We start from the raw sequence: 17,239 nt of genomic DNA on the forward strand, positions 1-17,239 counted from the left end.
TATGATTTAGAATACTTTTTTTAAAGCTCTATACTGAAATATCCTTTTTTCTGAAGTTGAAAATCATATAGAATTCCATTCTCAACAACTTCCATTTCAGATGGAATTTCTTTAGGATCTACACCAAATTTTTTGAGGGAAAATCCACAGGCTTTAAGCGCCACATTAGCTTTTTTGGCTCGCTGGATAAACTTTTGCATTTGTTCTTTATCGGTTAAGCCTTTTACGGTCTGGCCGCAAACAATAACCTGGAAATCACCAAAATGATGTGCATCTTCTGCCTGTAATTCTTCCGCAGTAATTAGAATGGGTTGTAACTGCGGAATTTTCTTGGTTAAAACCACATAATTATTCTTTTCAGGATTGTGATTTTGTGAATTTGTTGTTATTGAAAACAGCATAAAAAAAGCTGTAAAGATTAAAATTGATTTTTTCATTTTTTGAATTTTGATGGCTGAAACAGCCGATTATATTTTTGTTGTTTGTTGATCTTTAAAATCGTTGAGGATAAAAAACAGGAGTCCGCCGGCTATTGCAATATTTTTAAAAAGCGGCCCCAGTGTTGTAATTTGTCCTACCTGCACGGTAAGGGTAATGGGAATTAAAACTGCCAGTAGAATTATGGCTGTCCAGCGAGTTTTGAAACCTATAAGAAGGCCAAGACCCGCAGTAAGCATAATCACGCCAGAGAGAATTACCAGTAATTCCGGATTTCCGAAAAAATAGGCGATTCCTTTGAAACTGGCCTGGTCAATTCTATTTACCGTTTTTTCAATATTGAATAAATGGTGTAAACTGGCTACGAGAAATATCCCGCTGAGCATCACCCGTAACAATTGTATAGAGCGACGACTCACTAAAATTTGTGAATTCATTTTGATTAAGAATTAGTGAATAAAAATATCTTCCGAAGTTATATTCGGAATTATATATGTTTATGCCACTAATGCCTTTGGAGGCGGATAATCTTTAGAAAAGTAAATGGAAATTATAGCCGGATTCAAATAATTGAAGTCGTGAAAATTGTCTTCAACCTCATTTTCCTGGAATTCTGGATTTGTAATAAAAAAGAAAGAATTACATATTGCATCACTACTTATAACCAAAACAGAAGAATCCTGGCTTAAAATATTATCACCGGCTGTTTGCTGATCATTTTTCTTACAAAACGGATTTACCAGCGCAATGCCTTCAGAATTCAAAACACTATTAAGCACTTTTGCGTCTAGCATTAGGAATTTTCCGAAGAAAACTACAGTGAATAAAATTGCTATGTAAGTTTTGAATCTCACTATTATAAGAGAAGGGCAAGTTTAGGTTCTTAAAACATGGGCGAAGATAATTAGAAGATTTTGGAATGGAAGTGACTTATGTTACAAAGCTTAATTTTAAAAGTAATCCTTGTTACTGCGGCTGCCTTTATTATTCAGGAATTTTGCACTCCAAACCTGAAAAATTTTGTTTTGCAAGACCTCGATAAACTTTCTTTTCTCATTGTTTTAATGTTGAGCTTAAATCTTAATGCTCAAATTAATGAGCAACCAGAAGAAGAACGTTTTCACCTGCAAGATATTTTTTACAACGCAGCACTTAGTGGGAATATTAGAAATTTCTATATGAACACAATAAATAGGGGAGATCTAAAAGACTATTATAGCAATGCAACAGGTGCCACAGTTGGTCTTACTACCGGAAATTATTATGGTTTTCAACTTGGAGCAAAAGGGAGTTTCACCTACAAAAGCTTTGGGAGCGATTTGGGTAGGGAAGACCCAGTAACGGGAAAATATGCTAAGTGGTTGCCCCTCGTTCTACGATTAAATGGTTTGCTTTGGATGATGCACTCGGTCTTTTTTATAACGGCTATCAACCCAACGGAGAAAAGGCCAACTACCATAATTTTTATCCTTCTTCTGGAATTGGGATCATAAACTATAATTTAAGTAAAAAGGATTTCCAACTTAATTTGTATGATTTTTACCAGGATAAAGTAATGAATACAATTTGGGCGCAAGTTGCGTATAATCCTGCTGGTTTTAACTTTGGCGTTCAATATGTTTATCAAACTCCTTTTGCCTACAATGAAGATCTAAATTATAGGAATAGATATGTACAACCCGGAGAAAACGGGCAGGTACTAAGCTCGCAATTGGGTTGGGACCAAGCCGGATTTAAATTGGCTTTTGCCTATACCCACGCTTTTGATACCGGCCGGTTTTTATTTCCGAAGGAATTAGGGAGAGATCGCTTTTATACTTCAATTTCACGATCCCGATTGGAAGAAATGGGAGATGTTGATGTTTTTGTTTTAAAAACCGAATACCGGTTACCTGGAGATGATTTTAATATTGGAATAGAAATGCAGCAAGTTAGGGGCGCCAAAGTTGATGACTTTGAATTCAATAAATATAATGTTGATGAGTCTTTTCAGGTAAATAGTCACTTAAATTACCAGGCAAAGGGTTTTTTTGAAGGATTGAGTTTTGATATCTTATGGGTTTATAGGAGAAATCAAAACCATACCGATGCAGAAAGTATATTTAACAGAAGTAATTTTAACCAGTTAAACTTTGTTACCAATTTCAGTTTTTAAAGTTATAAAACACGAATGAAAAATATAAAATTAGGATTAAAAGAGAACTGGAAGCAATTTAGTTTATTGGTATTGGTGAATGCCTTTGTTGGCGGGATGGTAGGGCTGGAACGTAGTATTTTGCCCGAAATTGCTGAGAAGGAATTCGGTATTGCCGCCACCAGTGCTATTTTGTCATTTATCGTAGTTTTTGGAGTGGTAAAGGCTATTTCTAATTATTACGCCGGCGCATTGGCCAACAGGTTTGGAAGGAAAAACTTGTTGGTTTTAGGATGGATTTTTGCCATTCCAATTCCGTTTATCCTGATTTATGCTGAAAACTGGAACTGGATAATCGCCGCCAATGTTTTACTTGGAATAAACCAGGGATTGGCCTGGAGTAGTACCGTAGTGATGAAGATTGACCTGGTGGGTGAAAAGCAGCGGGGTTTTGCCATGGGATTAAATGAATTTGCCGGATATTTTGCAGTAGCTGTTGTAGCTTTTCTTACGGGTTGGGTCGCTTCAGAATATGGCATTAGGCCATATCCTTTCTACCTGGGAATTGGACTTATGATTCTGGGTTTACTCTTTAGTATATTCCTAATTAAAGATACGCGACACCACGTTGCAAAAGAGGAGGGAAGCAGCGATATGTTGCGATTGAAAAATATTTTCTGGGATACAACCTGGAAAGATAAAAACCTTGGTTCCGTTAGTCAGGCTGGGCTAATCAATAATTTGAATGATGGAATGGCCTGGGGCCTATTTCCAATTTTACTTTCTGGAAAAGGTTTTAACCTTGAAGAAATAGGAATTGTTACCGCACTTTATCCTGCAGTTTGGGGAATAGGCCAACTGTTTACCGGAAGAATGGCCGATATTTTCAGCAAAAAAGATATGCTGTTTATAGGAATGCTTTTACAGGCCATAGTTCTGATAATTTTAGTTTGGGCTGAATCAATGACTCATTTTGTGATACTTTCTTTTTTACTGGGTTGGGGAACCGCAATGGTTTATCCGACATTTCTCGCAACCATCGCCGATAGTACCCATCCTCAGGATCGTGCAAAGAGTATTGGTGTTTTTAGACTTTGGCGTGACCTGGGATACGCGATAGGAGCTATCTTAACAGGGGTAATTGCGGATTTGGTAAGTATTGAAGCGGCGATTATGTTAATTGGGATTCTAACTTTAATTTCAGCCGGAATTATTTTTCTTCGAATGGGTTATAATGATAATAAAGCTATTAAATTACTTAAAATGAAAAAATAATATTAATATAGGGTAGATTAATTATAATGTTATCCGATGATAAATAGCGATGAACCTCATTTTAATGAAAGAAGGCTTTCCCCCCGGCCATAATTTTAAAAAATGATCGTAAGAAATATTATGCAGCATTAAATGCTGCCACAAAAAGTAATTTTTCAAAATTGCCTCTCTGAGACTATAAATTAATAAGCCACGAATTCACGAAAAATAAATAATTCGTGAATTCGTGGCTTTTATTTTTTAAGCTGGTACTTCTGCTTTTTGTTCAATTAAGTTTTCCTGTTTTAAATCAGACCAGAATTCAGCAGGAATTTTTTCTTCCAGGGCTTTTATATTTTCCTGAACCTGTTCGGGTTTACTTGCACCCGCCAGCACGGTATCTGCCGCTTTTGGTGCTAAAGAAAACTGTAATGATGCCGCTACAAGGTTTACATTATGCTTTTCAGCAACTTTCAAAATCTTTTTATAACGATCGCTAATATCTTCAGGCATTTCCCCGCCATAATTATAACGTTCTTGGCCCGTAAGAAGTCCGGCGTTAAAAGGAGCGGCATTTATTAAAGTAGCATCGCTTTGTTTAATAGCCGGCAATAAACGCTCTAAGGCATCTTTATGATGTACTAAAGAATACTGTATAGCTGAAAGGAATACATCTGGTTTGGCAACCTCCAGGGTTTTTAAAATAGGATCTATGGTATTTACTCCAAGTCCCCAGGCTTTGATCAAGCCTTCTTCTTTCATCTTTTCAAGCTCTGGCATAGCGCCATTTTTTGCCACTTCAAAATGATCTTCCCAGGTTACTCCATCTTCGTATTCTCCATTATGATCTGGAGAAAGGTCGTGGATAAAGGCATAGTCTAAATAAGCTACTCCTAATCTCTGTAAACTATCTTCTACAGAACGTCTCACGGCTTCTGCAGAATAGTCGTATTTATAATCAAAAGGGGAAGGCTTTTGCCACATTACTTCGGGGATGTTTTTAGTTGCTTTTAAAACCCTGCCTACTTTAGTAGAAAGAACATAATCCTCCCTTTTTTTACTGCTTAAAAAGTGGCCAAACCGTCTTTCACTTAAGCCAAGCCCGTACCAGGGAGAAGTATCGTAATATCTTACACCTGCCTCCCAGGCAGCTTTTAATGTTGATTCTGCCTGCTCATTACTTATAGGTTTAAAGCCGTGACCTATGGCCACACCGCCTAAACCATACTTGTATTTCAATTTCATCTTACTCATAATCGTCTTTTTTGGTTCTTTATTCTGAATTAAAATTAAGCAGAAATGACTGAAATATTGAGTATTTAACGTAAGCTAACACTACATCGTTTAAGAATGTTAAGGTCTACTAAAAATATTTTTTTACTCGATAATCGAGATTAAATGTTCCAAAGCTTTCCTCGAAATCAAATAATATTTTTCAATAATGCTGCGTGAGCTTGTTCCGAAGTTTTTTACTAATTTGCTAATTAGCAACTGTAACAAAAGTTACTGCCTGAAGTGCAGGATTATTATATTTTTGCCTCAAGAAATTAAAACAGTCTGGAAAAGTACTTTAACATAATAGCCAATTCCTTTACCGGGTACTTCAATTACCTGGTAAATGAAATTAGCAATCCTTCGTGGACCAATTATTTTTATTGGCTTATAGGATTGTCGCTGTTAGTTTGGGTATTGGAGATTGTAATTCCCTGGAGGAAAGATCAAAAGATTTTTCGGAAAGGATTCTGGTTGGATACATTCTATATTTTATTTAATTTTTTCCTGTTTTCGCTAGTTGGTTATAATGCGATCTCTAATGTTGCCGTAGAACTATTTAATGATTTCCTGGGCCTTTTTGGAGTTACTAATATTGTAGCCATAGAAGTGCAAAATTTCCCGGTTTGGGTGCAGCTGCTCATTATGTTTGTGATCGCAGATTTTATACAGTGGAATGTTCATCGCCAATTGCACAAGCAGCCCTGGCTTTGGGAATTTCATAAAGTACATCACAGTGTTAAAGAAATGGGGTTTGCTGCGCAGTTTAGGTTTCATTTTATGGAAACTGTAATCTATAAATCGGTGCAGTATATTCCTCTTGCAATGATAGGTTTTGGGATTCAGCAATTTTTTGTGGTACATATGTTCGCAGTGTTTATTGGACATTTAAACCACGCCAATGTGGGCTGGAATTACGGTATTTTTGGTTATCTTATTAATAATCCAAAAATGCATATCTGGCATCACTCTAAAGCGCTTCCGGAAAATAGACCATACGGGATGAATTTTGGCTTAAGCCTTAGTCTTTGGGATTATTTGTTTGGTACGGCATATATTCCGCAGGAAGGAAAAAATATAGAACTTGGTTTTGAAGGAGATGAGGAATTTCCTGAAGATTTTAAAAGTCAGATGACTTTTCCATTTAAAAAGAAGAACATACAGAAATCAACTTAATAATTAAAAAGAGACATAAAATGAAAATAAAACAATTTAAAGACGAACCCCTGGCGCATTATTCTTATGCCTTTGTAAGTAATGGAGAAATGGCAGTGGTAGATCCCAGCCGTAATCCTATGCAGTATTACAAATATGCTGAAGATAACGACGCAAAGATTGTTGCAGTTTTTGAAACGCACCCACACGCCGATTTTGTAAGTGGACATTTACAAATTCAGGAAGAAACAGGTGCTAAAATCTATATTAGTGAAAAAGTTGGGGTAGATTACCCGCACACTCCTTTTGATGAAGGTGATGAGGTGAAAATAGGAAGTATAAGTGTAAAAGCTTTACATACACCTGGTCACTCGCCAGACAGTTTAACTTTTATTGCTGAAGAAAAAGGAGAAACGGCTATGTTTAGTGGAGATACCCTTTTTATAGGAAATGTGGGTAGACCAGATTTACGTGAAAAAGCCGGTAATATGAAGGCAAAACGTGTAGAACTTGCAAAGCAAATGTATAACACGATGCAGACCAAATTCAACGATTTGCCAGACGATACAATAATTTATCCAGCTCACGGGGCAGGTTCGCTTTGTGGGAAGAATATGAGTGATGCTTCTTCCAGCACACTTGGAAATGAGCGCCAGGGAAACTGGGCATTTAAAGATCAGACCGAAGAAGAGTTTGTGGAAGAGATCTTAAAAGATCAGCCTTTTATTCCTGCTTATTTCGGTTTCAATGTAGACCTAAATAGAAATGGAGCTCTAAACGTGCAGAAAGCGAAATATGAAGTGCCAGTAAAGCTTTATGTAGATGCAGCACCAGAAGAAGGAAAGACCATAGTAGATGCTCGAGATGGTGATGCTTATAAAAATGGACATTTGCCAAACAGTATCAATATTATGGCTAGATCAGAAAGTGATAAATATGAAACCTGGTTGGGAGCTATCATCAAACCAAACGAAGAGTTTTACCTGGTAGTTAATAGCGTAGATCAAATTGATGAGCTGTTGGAAAGAACAGCAAAAGTAGGCTACGAAAAGCAAATGAAAGGTGTTCTTACTTTATCTGAAAAAGTTTCTAAATCTTCAGATGATTTTGATCTAAAGGATTTCAAAGAAAACAAGGATAAATATACTATTGTAGATATTAGAAATGCAGGAGAACTTGCTGAAGGTAAAATATTTGAAAATGCTGAGACAATTCCTTTAAACGAGCTAAGAGACCGTGCCGATGAGTTACCGGAAGATAAGCCATTTATGGTGCACTGTGCCGGTGGATATCGCTCTGCGGCTGGAAGCAGTATTCTTGAAAATAAATTTAAGAATACCAAAGTGTACGATCTAAGCGAAGCGATTAAAGAATTTAACGACAAGTAATTTTTAGGTACTTATTTAATCAAAAATCCCCGTAGAATATCTCTACGGGGATTTTTTAATTTAATAGGAAAAACCTGTTAATCCAGTTTTACAAAATTTCCTTCTGAATCAAATTCTAGTTCATCTCCATTTTCCAGTTCAACTTCGTGTCCTTCTTCATCCATTTCATATTCTACAATTTTAATATTAGGATGGTTTTTAGTCACGTAACCCGCAATATTAAGCGGTAATGCTGATGCGGGAATTCCGTTTTTACATTTTATCTCAGTAGGCTGGTTATTCTGGTCGAAACTAAGTTCGGTGCCTCCAGACATTTTAACTTCATAAGTTTCCCAATTGTCTTCTTTATCAACTTCTACTGTTTTAATTTTTTCATTCGGAAAAAGTTGCGAAACATAGGCCGATACCATTTCGGGTAATTCAGATTTTTGAGCATGCCCAAAAGTGAATCCGAAAAACATTAATAAGCCTGTTATAAATAATTTTTTCATAATTCTTAGTTTTTTGGTTTAAATCTAAAATAAGAAATGTAATTCAGGTTTATTTTAATTTTTTGTGAATTTATATCCCGTAATTCTGATTTATCTTAAAACTAATTTCAAACGATTTTCTATATTTACAAAACAAGCTTCAAATTAGATTTGAAAACAACGAAATATGGAAAAAAAATATAAGGTTAAGGTTAATGATTCTTATGAATTTGAATTTACCAAAGACCAAATTACTTCTTTAGATACTCAGGAAATTGGAGATAAGCATTACCACCTACTAAAGGAAAATCGCAGTTTTAAAGCTGAGGTTTTTACCGAAAATTTTCTTCAGCGACAATATGATATTAAGATCAACTCCAATACTTATAAAGTAGCTATTTCTAACGAGCTGGATTTGCTTATTGAAGAGATGGGACTTTCCCTTGGCAGTGCACAAATGATCAATGACATTAAAGCACCAATGCCGGGACTTATTCTGGAAGTTAACGTAGAAGAAGGTGCTGAAGTGCAGGAAGGTGACTACTTGCTCGTTTTAGAAGCGATGAAAATGGAGAACACACTTACTGCCCCCAGGGACGGTGTGGTTAAATCTGTTTCGATCAAAAAAGGGGAAACGGTAGAAAAGAATCAGTTGTTAATTGAAATGGAATAATTCAATTAACAGAATCCAAATTCAAAATCATTAAAATGAAAAAAATATTAGTAGCCAATAGGGGAGAGATTGCGCTTCGGGTAATGAAAACCATTCAAAAGATGGGAATTAAAACCGTGGCCGTTTTTTCTAAAGCGGATAGGAATGCACCTCACGTAAAATTTGCCGACGAGGCGGTTTGCATAGGAGAAGCTCCTTCTAACGAATCTTATCTAAAAGGCGATAAAATAATTGAAGTAGCAAAAGAATTAGGCGTAGACGGGATTCATCCCGGTTATGGTTTTTTAAGTGAAAATGCCGGTTTCGCAGAAAATGTAGAGAAAAATGGCATTACCTGGATTGGCCCAGGTTCTAAGGCTATTAAGATTATGGGAAGCAAACTTGCAGCAAAAGATGCAGTTAAAGCCTACGATATCCCAATGGTTCCCGGAATAGACGAAGCCATCACCGATCCTGAAAAAGCTAAAAAAATTGCTAAAGAGATCGGTTTTCCAATTCTAATAAAAGCCTCTGCCGGTGGTGGAGGAAAAGGAATGCGTATTGTTGAAAAAGAAAAAGATCTTGAAGATCAAATGAAGCGCGCTATTAGCGAGGCTGAATCGGCTTTTGGAGATGGTTCGGTTTTTATTGAGAAATACGTTTCGTCCCCAAGGCATATAGAAATCCAGGTTTTAGCAGATTCTCACGGAAATTATTTTCATCTTTTTGAGCGAGAATGTAGCATTCAGCGTAGGCATCAAAAGGTGGTAGAAGAAGCTCCTTCGGTTGTTCTTGATGACAAACTGAGGAAGCAAATGGGAAAAGCTGCGGTAAAAGTAGCCAAGGCTTGTGATTATGTTGGTGCCGGTACAGTAGAATTTTTATTCGATGAAAATAAGAATTTCTATTTCTTGGAAATGAATACACGTTTGCAGGTAGAACATCCCGTAACCGAATATATCACCGGGATAGACCTGGTAGAACAACAAATTAAAATTGCCAGGGGTGAAAAACTAAAGTTGCTTCAGGAAGATTTAAAGATTAAAGGGCACGCGGTAGAACTTCGGGTTTATGCTGAAGATCCTATGGATAACTTTATGCCAAGTGTTGGAAAGCTTGAAAAATACACTATTCCTAAAGGAGAAAATATTCGGGTAGACAATGGTTTTGAAGAAGGGATGGAAGTTCCTATTTATTACGACCCGATGTTGGCGAAGTTAATTACTTACGGGAAAACGCGTGAAGAAGCGATTCAATTAATGATTAAAGCCATAAAGGAATATGAAGTTGAAGGGGTAATGACCACGCTTCCCTTTGGTAAGTTTGTTTTTGAACACGAAGCCTTTAGAAGCGGAAACTTTGATACACATTTTGTAAAAAAGTATTATTCCGCCGAAAAACTTGAAGATGAAATTCAGGAAGAAGCAAAACTTGCCGCCCTGGTAGCCTTAAAAAAATATCTGGAAGACAAACAACAATTGCGTATACCTCAAAACTAATGTTCCAATCTTTTTAAGTTGAAGTAAATTACCTTGAGGCATATCTACGAGGAATTAAATGGAAAAATTTTTGAATTTCGAGGCTTGCCTCGGAGTATTTAAATCTCGATTATCGAGTTAAAAAAATATTGATGAGTCAGAATATAGAAAAGTTACAGGATAAAATTAAGCAGGCGCACCTTGGTGGTGGGGAAAAACGAATAGCTAAACAGCACGAAAAAAAGAAACTTACCGCCCGCGAACGTATTGATTATTTATTAGATGAAGGTTCTTTTGAAGAAATCGGAATTCTGGTAACCCATAGAACTACCGGGTTTGGCATGGAAGATCAGAAATTTTATGGCGATGGTGTGGTAACCGGTTATGGGACCATCAACGGAAAATTGGTTTATATTTTCGCCCAGGATTTTACCGTATTTGGAGGTTCCTTATCTGAAACCCACGCAGAGAAGATTTGTAAAGTAATGGATCTCGCGGTAAAAGTTGGGGCGCCAATGATTGGTTTAAACGATTCAGGTGGAGCCCGAATTCAGGAAGGCGTAAAATCGCTTGGTGGTTATGCCGATATCTTCCATAGAAATGTAAAGGCATCTGGGGTAATTCCGCAGATTTCAGCGATAATGGGTCCTTGTGCCGGTGGAGCTGTTTATTCTCCGGCAATGACAGATTTTACACTTATGGTTCAGGATACCAGTTATATGTTCGTTACCGGGCCAAATGTGGTGAAAACAGTGACTAACGAGGAAGTAACTTCAGAAGAACTTGGTGGCGCTTCTACCCACGCAACAAAATCAGGAGTAACGCATATCACTTCTTTCAACGATATCGCCTGCCTGGAAGATATCAAGAAACTGGTGAGTTATATGCCCCAGAACAACAAAAAGGCACCGGAAAAACTTCCGTATAAATTAGGAGATGAAATAAGGGAAGAGCTTGACAGTATTGTACCCGATAGCTCTACAAAACCTTATGACATGCACGAGGTGATTAAAGGAATAATCGATGAAGATTCATTTTTTGAAATTCATAAAGATTATGCCGATAATATTATTGTTGGTTTTGCTCGCTTAGGCGGAAGAAGTATTGGGATCGTTGCCAATCAACCAATGAGTTTGGCTGGGGTTTTAGATGTGGATTCTTCGAAAAAAGCCGCTCGTTTCACCCGATATTGTGATTGTTTCAATATTCCGTTGTTAGTATTGGTAGATGTGCCAGGATTTTTACCCGGTACAGACCAGGAGTGGAATGGGATTATTCTAAACGGGGCTAAATTACTTTATGCGCTAAGTGAAGCCACTGTGCCAAAAGTAACCGTAATTACCCGAAAAGCTTATGGCGGGGCTTACGATGTGATGAATTCCAAGCATATTGGCGCCGATCTTAATTTTGCCTGGCCAACTGCCGAAATTGCGGTGATGGGAGCCAAAGGTGCCAGTGAAATAATCTTTAGGAAAGAAATTAAAGAAGCCGAAGATAGTGAAGCAAAATTAGCAGAGAAAGAAGCTGAATATGCAGAAACTTTTGCTAATCCTTTTGAAGCCGCCCAACGCGGATTTATCGATGAAGTGATTATGCCTAAAGAAACCCGTAGAAAATTATTAAAAGGTTTTAGTATGTTGGAAAATAAAGAAGTACTGAGACCTGAGCGAAAACATGGAAATATTCCTTTGTAGAATATCTTGTTTTTAATCATATTTAACATACTAAACCTAAAAAAATTAATGAGCGTGTCTGAAACTACTGCATCAAATATAAAATTCGAAAGAAAAAAGTTAGAACTGGAATTTGAAATTTCCAGAAAGATTCGTGAAGATGGCATTTTACTGAACCAGGTTTACGATGAAACTATACTACCGGAATGGGAGTAAAATTTAATAAGATTGTATGTGTAGATCATACTAAATTAGAAGACTGGGCTATTGAAGAACTCCAGCAGTACAGTGAAGCTGAGGTTGAGGTTTTTAAAGACAGTCCAGATTCAGAAAAGGAACTTTTAGAACGAATAGGAGAGGCGGAAGCTATAATTGTTTCCTGGAAAACCCAGATTCCAAGAAGTGTTATTGAAAAATGTAGTCATCTTAAATACATCGGGATGGCTTGCAGCCTTTACGACGATGAATCGGCAAATGTGGCCGTAGATTTTGCAAGTGAGAAAGGAATTAGCGTTAAAGGTATTTTTGACTATGGTGATCCCGGAGTGATAGAATTTATAATTTCAGAATTAATTCAATTGCTCCACGGTTTTGGTGAAAACCAGTGGCGAAAAATGCCGGTAGAACTCACCGATAAAAAGATTGGAATTATAGGTTTGGGAACTACTGGTCAACTGTTAGCAGAAGCGCTATTGCCACTTGGGGCGGATGTTTATTATTTTAGCAGAAGTAGAAAGAAAGATTTTGAGGCAAAAGGACTTCAATATTTGCCACTAAACGAATTACTGAAAACTTCAGAAATCATCTCACTTCACCTGCCAAAGAACACTAAATTGCTGGAAGAACAGGAATTTGAAAGCTTGGGTTCAGGAAAAATTTTGATCAACACCTCCTTAGGGCTTGCTTTTGAGGAAAAAGCTTTTGTAAACTGGATAAAAGCCGAAGGTAACTTTGCGATTTTTGATGGCGATGGTGGAGCTTCACTTTCCGAGAATACAAAAAGGTTAAATCGAGTTATTTCTCATGAGAAAAGTGCAGGCTGGAGCGCCGAAACCCAACGAAGACTATCAGAAAAAGTGTTCGAGAATTTAAAAGCTTATTGCAATTAGTTAGAAAAAATCTTTATTTATATTGTTTGAAACCCTGAATTTATTTTCAGGGTTTATTATTATAGTTTCAGGCTGTAACAATTGTTACTGTCTTACTGGAAAAATTCTAGTTAATTTGCACTTCGAAAAAAATAAGAACTATGGAATGGATTTTTGAGCCGTGGCCCTGGTATGTATCGGGCCCGCTAATAGCTTTAATAATGTTTTTACTCATCTTTATCGGTAAAGGTTTTGGAATGTCTTCCAACCTAAGAACGATGTGTACGCTTTGTGGTGCAGATTCTAAAGCCGATTTTTTTGATTTTGACTGGAAATCACAACGCTGGAATCTTATTGTTGTAACCGGCGCTATTATTGGCGGATTTATAGGAGCAAACTTCTTAAGTAACGATCTATCGGTAGCTATTAATCCTGATACGATTAATACCCTCGAAGAACTGGGCTTTAGCAGTGCGGGAGAAGCTTATCTTCCTACCGAACTTTATAGCTGGGAAGCCGTAGGCGGGATTAAAGCATTAATTATTCTATTAGTTGGCGGAATCTTAATTGGTTTTGGAGCGCGTTATGCCGGAGGTTGTACTTCAGGACACGCAATTTCAGGACTAAGTAATTTGCAATTACCCTCTTTAATAGCTGTAGTAGGCTTTTTTATTGGTGGTTTGGTAATGGTGCATTTATTATTTCCGTTAATATTTTAAATTGAAATTATGAGAAGTATAGGATATTTATTGATAGGTATATTTTTTGGAATCGTAATGTTTAAATCTGAAGCTGCTTCCTGGTTTAGGATCTATGAGATGTTCCAGTTCCAGTCATTTCATATGTATGGAATTATTGGTTCAGCCCTGGTTTTAGGAGTTATAGGCGTTCAAATTATAAAACGGAAAAACCTGAAATCTTTTTTCGGGCAGCGAATAACATTTATTCCGAAGGAAAAAAGTTTTAGCCGTTATATGTATGGTGGGATTATCTTTGGATTAGGTTGGGCGCTTGCAGGAGCCTGTCCGGGACCTATTTTTACTTTAATTGGCGCAGGATTTATGCCAATATTAATTGTATTTGCAGGATCACTTTTAGGTACTTTTTTGTACGGATTGCTTCGGAAGAAACTTCCGCATTAATTTTAGCATAATTCAGAAGTAGAAATCTAATTTTTACTTTCCGAAGAAATATAGAAATAGGGGAGTGAGATATGATATTTTACTACAACTAGCCTAATTGATATCACAATTAGCGAGGTGGTAAGGTAAATAATATCCTGGTTAACACCCAGATCGTGCATAATTACAAAAACGAGTCCGCCAAAAATACAAGCAGTTGCGTAGATTTCCTTTCTAAAGATAACGGGAATTTCATTACAAAGGATATCACGTATGGCTCCTCCAAAAGTACCGGTCATCGCACCTAGGGCTATGCAAATTATGGGATCGAGATCGTTTCTAATTCCTATTTCAACGCCGGTTATAGTGAAAATTCCCAAACCAATGGTATCAAAGAGGAAGAGGGATTTTTTAAGGTAATTAATTTTATTTCTAAAAACGATGGCAAGAATAGTCACGACACCAATTAGGTAAATATATATGGTATTTTCCATCCATGTAACAGGCGTGTTGCCAATTAAAGTATCCCGTAATGTACCGCCACCAATGGCAGTTACAAAACCAATAATAAAGATACCGAAGAGATCAAGACGGCGGTCCATAGCCGCCAATGCACCGGAGATAGCAAAGGCGATGGTTCCTAAAATATCAAGTATATTGAATAAAGTAAGTTCCATTTACTCGATAATCGAGATTTTAAAATTTTTGGGGACTCCCCGAAATAAAAAATTTATCCTGAAAATCTAAGGGTTTCACGATAGAGAATTTTAAGACAAAGGTATAGTTAATTATGAGAAGCCGGTAATTTTTATTTTAGGAATGAAGGCTATACCCTGGAATTATTACTAAATAGTAAATCTTAATAAGATTCATGTAAGTTTATAACGAAAGTTACTACTTTTGTAAGACAGAAAAACAAGATAAAATGAGTGATAAAATAGAAAGAATAAAAACTTTAATCATAGGTTCTGGTCCTGCGGGATATACCGCGGCAATTTATGCATCCAGAGCCGATCTTAAACCTGTAATGTATACCGGGCTTGAGCCGGGCGGGCAATTAACCACAACTACCGAGGTTGATAACTTTCCAGGTTATGCTGATGGTGTTGACGGGCCAAAAATGATGATGGACTTGCAAAAGCAAGCTGAACGTTTTGGAACCGAAGTACGTATGGGAATGGTGACCGAAGTTGAATTTAGCGATAAAGCAGGTGGAATCCATAAGGCTTGTGTAGATAATTCTAAATGGGTTGAAGCGGAAACTATTATTATTTCTACTGGCGCTACAGCAAAATATCTTGGTTTACCTAGTGAGCAACGTTTACGTGGCGGGGGAGTTTCAGCTTGTGCCGTTTGTGACGGATTTTTCTATAAAGGTCAGGATGTTGCCATAGTTGGTGGTGGAGATACGGCTGCTGAAGAAGCAACATATTTGGCTAATATTTGTAATAAAGTAACTATGTTGGTTCGTGGTGACCAGATGCGTGCTTCTAAAGCTATGCAGCACCGCGTAACAAGTACTAAAAATATAGATCTTCGGTATAATACAGAAGTAGATGAAGTAATTGGCGAACAAGTGGTAGAAGGCCTTAGAATGCTGAATAAGGAAACTGGTGAAAAAGAGCAAATCGATATTACCGGATTATTTATAGCGATTGGTCACAAACCAAATACCGATATCTTCAAAGATAAATTAACGATGGACGATACCGGATATTTAATTACCGAAGGTAAATCTACTAAAACCAATATCCCGGGAGTTTTTGCTTCTGGAGATGTACAGGATAAGATTTATCGCCAGGCAGTAACTGCAGCAGGAACCGGTTGTATGGCCGCTTTAGATGCTGAGCGTTATTTGGCCGTAGTTGAAAGTGAAGAAGGAGAAGAAGTGAAAACTACAAAGAAGGTAGAAGCTTAATTTCTAAGACTTTATATAAAAAAACCTCACAGGTCTTTTAGATTTGTGAGGTTTTTTGTTTTTGGTTGAAATTTATGGTCAGCCTTGTTTCAGAGCCTGCTCCGATTTCTATCGGAGGTCTAAGACGAGCTAAATATGAATTGCAGAGCTATGAATTTAATATTCCAAACCAATTTGATCTCTAACTTTGTCCAGTAACTCAATTAACTGCAAACTTTTTTCGAAGGTCATTTGGGTGCTTTCGGTTTTACCTTCCAGCAGCATTTTTTGAACGTGTTCAGCTTCAAAATTATATCCGTTGGAATTCACTTTAAACTCTTTGGTTTTTTCACCTTCCGGAGTTTGAATACTTACGCTGGTAGGTTCATGAAACCTGGTGTTTAGTGTAATTGTAGCTTTTTCAAACTGAATAATAGCCGCAGTAGGGGTTTGCTTTATAATAGAACTTCCCAGCTCAGCTTCAACACCGTTTTTATATTCAAAAACCATATCACATTCGGTATCGATACCGGTTTCACTAAACTTAGCACTTGCCTGAATATTTTCAGGAGTTCCCAGGGCACTCATCGCCATGAAAATAGGATAGATTCCAATATCTAGCAAACTGCCGCCACCCAGGTTCTTGTTGTAAAGTCGCTTATCCAGATCTACCGGCGCCGGAAAGCCAAAATCGGCTTTCAGGTTTTTGATCTTACCATATTTCTCTGACTCTATTAGGTCAAGTACGAAATTAAAATGCGGAAGAAATTTTGTCCACATCGCCTCCATAATAAACACTTTTTCTTTTTTGGCCTTGGCGATCATTTCTTCAACTTGTTTCTTATTAATCGCGAAAGGTTTTTCGCATAAAACCGCCTTTTTATGATCTAAACAGAGTAAGGTTTGTTGATGATGAAAAACGTGTGGTGTGGCGATATACACGACATCTAATTCATCATCTTTTAACATCGCTTCGTAGCTGGAAAACGATTTTGTGGCGCTATATTCTTTGACAAAATCCACTGCTTTAGATTTAGATCGGCTTGCTACAGCATATAGTTCTGCTCCTTCCACATCTTTTAATCCAGTTGCGAATTTTCCGGCTATTTTACCAAGGCCAAGAATGCCCCATTTTATTGTTTTCATCTCAAATAGATTTTATTCCCGAGTTATAGATATTGGTTCTTATTGATCTAACAATTTACGAAATAACCATTAT

The 17,239-nt window shown here is 37.1% G+C and carries 20 protein-coding genes; 13 read left to right on the forward strand and 7 right to left on the reverse strand.

Going from position 1 to position 17,239, the window contains the following annotated elements; translation table 11 throughout:
• Positions 1-20 precede the first annotated feature (20 nt).
• From B5440_RS13630 to B5440_RS13640, 3 genes are read right to left on the reverse strand one after another with little or no spacing between them, the layout of a single operon-like run.
• Entirely contained in the window at positions 21-437 is a 417-nt protein-coding gene (locus tag B5440_RS13630) for a DsrE family protein (RefSeq protein ID WP_070054346.1), read from the reverse strand.
• A gap of 30 nt (positions 438-467) precedes the next feature.
• Complete coding sequence (locus tag B5440_RS13635; RefSeq protein ID WP_070054347.1) at positions 468-875, reverse strand: DoxX family protein; 408 nt, start codon at positions 873-875, stop codon at positions 468-470.
• A gap of 60 nt (positions 876-935) precedes the next feature.
• Positions 936-1,232, reverse strand: coding sequence for a hypothetical protein (locus B5440_RS13640; protein ID WP_070054348.1), 297 nt, complete (start codon positions 1,230-1,232; stop codon positions 936-938).
• 138 nt (positions 1,233-1,370) lie between these two features.
• Here B5440_RS13640 and B5440_RS13645 point away from each other — a divergent pair, with 138 nt between their 5' ends.
• From B5440_RS13645 to B5440_RS13655, 3 genes are read left to right on the forward strand one after another with little or no spacing between them, the layout of a single operon-like run.
• Positions 1,371-1,931, forward strand: a complete 561-nt coding sequence (locus B5440_RS13645) for a hypothetical protein (RefSeq protein WP_070054349.1) — start codon at positions 1,371-1,373, stop codon at positions 1,929-1,931.
• Positions 1,832-2,593: a hypothetical protein gene (locus tag B5440_RS13650; RefSeq protein WP_141728129.1), complete on the forward strand. Its 762-nt coding sequence runs from the start codon at positions 1,832-1,834 to the stop codon at positions 2,591-2,593. Before B5440_RS13645 ends, B5440_RS13650 begins: the two co-directional genes overlap by 100 nt.
• A gap of 15 nt (positions 2,594-2,608) precedes the next feature.
• Positions 2,609-3,847 carry an MFS transporter gene (locus tag B5440_RS13655; RefSeq protein WP_070054351.1) on the forward strand — a complete coding sequence of 413 codons (1,239 nt, stop codon included), beginning with the start codon at positions 2,609-2,611 and terminating at the stop codon, positions 3,845-3,847.
• Positions 3,848-4,087: 240 nt separating this feature from the next.
• Here the strand turns inward: B5440_RS13655 and B5440_RS13660 are convergent, their stop codons facing one another.
• Positions 4,088-5,080, reverse strand: coding sequence for an aldo/keto reductase (locus tag B5440_RS13660; protein ID WP_070054352.1), 993 nt, complete (start codon positions 5,078-5,080; stop codon positions 4,088-4,090).
• 303 nt (positions 5,081-5,383) lie between these two features.
• Between B5440_RS13660 and B5440_RS13665 the strand changes: the two genes are divergently transcribed.
• Both B5440_RS13665 and B5440_RS13670 read left to right on the forward strand, forming a co-directional pair.
• Positions 5,384-6,274: a sterol desaturase family protein gene (locus B5440_RS13665; protein WP_070054353.1), complete on the forward strand. Its 891-nt coding sequence runs from the start codon at positions 5,384-5,386 to the stop codon at positions 6,272-6,274.
• 20 nt (positions 6,275-6,294) lie between these two features.
• A complete protein-coding gene (locus B5440_RS13670) occupies positions 6,295-7,641 on the forward strand; it encodes an MBL fold metallo-hydrolase (RefSeq protein ID WP_070054354.1) in 1,347 nt (448 codons plus the stop codon).
• Positions 7,642-7,718: 77 nt separating this feature from the next.
• Here the strand turns inward: B5440_RS13670 and B5440_RS13675 are convergent, their stop codons facing one another.
• A complete protein-coding gene (locus B5440_RS13675) occupies positions 7,719-8,132 on the reverse strand; it encodes a PepSY-like domain-containing protein (protein ID WP_070054355.1) in 414 nt (137 codons plus the stop codon).
• Between the two features lie 166 nt (positions 8,133-8,298).
• Between B5440_RS13675 and B5440_RS13680 the strand changes: the two genes are divergently transcribed.
• The 7 genes from B5440_RS13680 to B5440_RS13705 all read left to right on the forward strand — a co-directional run bounded on the left by B5440_RS13680 (position 8,299) and on the right by B5440_RS13705 (position 14,144).
• Entirely contained in the window at positions 8,299-8,784 is a 486-nt protein-coding gene (locus B5440_RS13680; protein ID WP_070054356.1) for an acyl-CoA carboxylase biotin carboxyl carrier protein subunit, read from the forward strand.
• Between the two features lie 35 nt (positions 8,785-8,819).
• Positions 8,820-10,262 (forward strand): acetyl-CoA carboxylase biotin carboxylase subunit, encoded by a 1,443-nt coding sequence (accC, locus tag B5440_RS13685; RefSeq protein WP_070054357.1) that lies wholly within the window; start codon positions 8,820-8,822, stop codon positions 10,260-10,262.
• Positions 10,263-10,393: 131 nt separating this feature from the next.
• The gene (locus tag B5440_RS13690) at positions 10,394-11,935 is read left to right on the forward strand and encodes an acyl-CoA carboxylase subunit beta (protein ID WP_070054358.1); all 1,542 of its coding nucleotides are present in this window, start codon (positions 10,394-10,396) and stop codon (positions 11,933-11,935) included.
• A gap of 48 nt (positions 11,936-11,983) precedes the next feature.
• On the forward strand, positions 11,984-12,130 hold the full coding sequence (locus B5440_RS15565) for a hypothetical protein (protein WP_157823646.1): 147 nt from the start codon (positions 11,984-11,986) through the stop codon (positions 12,128-12,130).
• Positions 12,121-13,023: an NAD(P)-dependent oxidoreductase gene (locus tag B5440_RS13695; RefSeq protein ID WP_070054359.1), complete on the forward strand. Its 903-nt coding sequence runs from the start codon at positions 12,121-12,123 to the stop codon at positions 13,021-13,023. Before B5440_RS15565 ends, B5440_RS13695 begins: the two co-directional genes overlap by 10 nt.
• 140 nt (positions 13,024-13,163) lie before the next feature.
• Positions 13,164-13,721: a YeeE/YedE family protein gene (locus B5440_RS13700; RefSeq protein ID WP_070054360.1), complete on the forward strand. Its 558-nt coding sequence runs from the start codon at positions 13,164-13,166 to the stop codon at positions 13,719-13,721.
• A gap of 9 nt (positions 13,722-13,730) precedes the next feature.
• On the forward strand, positions 13,731-14,144 hold the full coding sequence (locus B5440_RS13705) for a YeeE/YedE family protein (RefSeq protein ID WP_070054361.1): 414 nt from the start codon (positions 13,731-13,733) through the stop codon (positions 14,142-14,144).
• Between the two features lie 26 nt (positions 14,145-14,170).
• On the opposite strand, the gene B5440_RS13710 is transcribed toward B5440_RS13705, so the two are convergent.
• On the reverse strand, positions 14,171-14,800 hold the full coding sequence (locus tag B5440_RS13710) for a trimeric intracellular cation channel family protein (RefSeq protein ID WP_070054362.1): 630 nt from the start codon (positions 14,798-14,800) through the stop codon (positions 14,171-14,173).
• Positions 14,801-15,048: 248 nt separating this feature from the next.
• Here B5440_RS13710 and trxB point away from each other — a divergent pair, with 248 nt between their 5' ends.
• Complete coding sequence (trxB, locus tag B5440_RS13715; protein ID WP_070054363.1) at positions 15,049-16,041, forward strand: thioredoxin-disulfide reductase; 993 nt, start codon at positions 15,049-15,051, stop codon at positions 16,039-16,041.
• 156 nt (positions 16,042-16,197) lie between these two features.
• Here the strand turns inward: trxB and B5440_RS13720 are convergent, their stop codons facing one another.
• The gene (locus tag B5440_RS13720) at positions 16,198-17,166 is read right to left on the reverse strand and encodes a Gfo/Idh/MocA family protein (protein WP_070054364.1); all 969 of its coding nucleotides are present in this window, start codon (positions 17,164-17,166) and stop codon (positions 16,198-16,200) included.
• Between the last annotated feature and the right edge of the window lie 73 nt (positions 17,167-17,239).

This window comes from Salegentibacter salarius (assembly GCF_900168265.1).
Classification (GTDB): domain Bacteria; phylum Bacteroidota; class Bacteroidia; order Flavobacteriales; family Flavobacteriaceae; genus Salegentibacter; species Salegentibacter salarius.

Excerpts from the sequence above, each read along its gene's own strand:
- B5440_RS13630 (WP_070054346.1), bottom strand. The coding sequence starts at position 437 with ATGAAAAAATCAATTTTAATCTTTACAGCTTTTTTTATGCTGTTTTCA.
- B5440_RS13635 (WP_070054347.1), bottom strand. The coding sequence starts at position 875 with ATGAATTCACAAATTTTAGTGAGTCGTCGCTCTATACAATTGTTACGG.
- B5440_RS13640 (WP_070054348.1), bottom strand. The coding sequence starts at position 1,232 with ATGCTAGACGCAAAAGTGCTTAATAGTGTTTTGAATTCTGAAGGCATT.
- B5440_RS13645 (WP_070054349.1), top strand. The coding sequence starts at position 1,371 with ATGTTACAAAGCTTAATTTTAAAAGTAATCCTTGTTACTGCGGCTGCC.
- B5440_RS13655 (WP_070054351.1), top strand. The coding sequence starts at position 2,609 with ATGAAAAATATAAAATTAGGATTAAAAGAGAACTGGAAGCAATTTAGT.
- B5440_RS13660 (WP_070054352.1), bottom strand. The coding sequence starts at position 5,080 with ATGAGTAAGATGAAATTGAAATACAAGTATGGTTTAGGCGGTGTGGCC.
- B5440_RS13670 (WP_070054354.1), top strand. The coding sequence starts at position 6,295 with ATGAAAATAAAACAATTTAAAGACGAACCCCTGGCGCATTATTCTTAT.
- B5440_RS13675 (WP_070054355.1), bottom strand. The coding sequence starts at position 8,132 with ATGAAAAAATTATTTATAACAGGCTTATTAATGTTTTTCGGATTCACT.
- B5440_RS13680 (WP_070054356.1), top strand. The coding sequence starts at position 8,299 with ATGGAAAAAAAATATAAGGTTAAGGTTAATGATTCTTATGAATTTGAA.
- accC (WP_070054357.1), top strand. The coding sequence starts at position 8,820 with ATGAAAAAAATATTAGTAGCCAATAGGGGAGAGATTGCGCTTCGGGTA.
- B5440_RS13690 (WP_070054358.1), top strand. The coding sequence starts at position 10,394 with ATGAGTCAGAATATAGAAAAGTTACAGGATAAAATTAAGCAGGCGCAC.
- B5440_RS15565 (WP_157823646.1), top strand. The coding sequence starts at position 11,984 with ATGAGCGTGTCTGAAACTACTGCATCAAATATAAAATTCGAAAGAAAA.
- B5440_RS13695 (WP_070054359.1), top strand. The coding sequence starts at position 12,121 with ATGGGAGTAAAATTTAATAAGATTGTATGTGTAGATCATACTAAATTA.
- B5440_RS13700 (WP_070054360.1), top strand. The coding sequence starts at position 13,164 with ATGGAATGGATTTTTGAGCCGTGGCCCTGGTATGTATCGGGCCCGCTA.
- B5440_RS13705 (WP_070054361.1), top strand. The coding sequence starts at position 13,731 with ATGAGAAGTATAGGATATTTATTGATAGGTATATTTTTTGGAATCGTA.
- B5440_RS13710 (WP_070054362.1), bottom strand. The coding sequence starts at position 14,800 with ATGGAACTTACTTTATTCAATATACTTGATATTTTAGGAACCATCGCC.
- trxB (WP_070054363.1), top strand. The coding sequence starts at position 15,049 with ATGAGTGATAAAATAGAAAGAATAAAAACTTTAATCATAGGTTCTGGT.
- B5440_RS13720 (WP_070054364.1), bottom strand. The coding sequence starts at position 17,166 with ATGAAAACAATAAAATGGGGCATTCTTGGCCTTGGTAAAATAGCCGGA.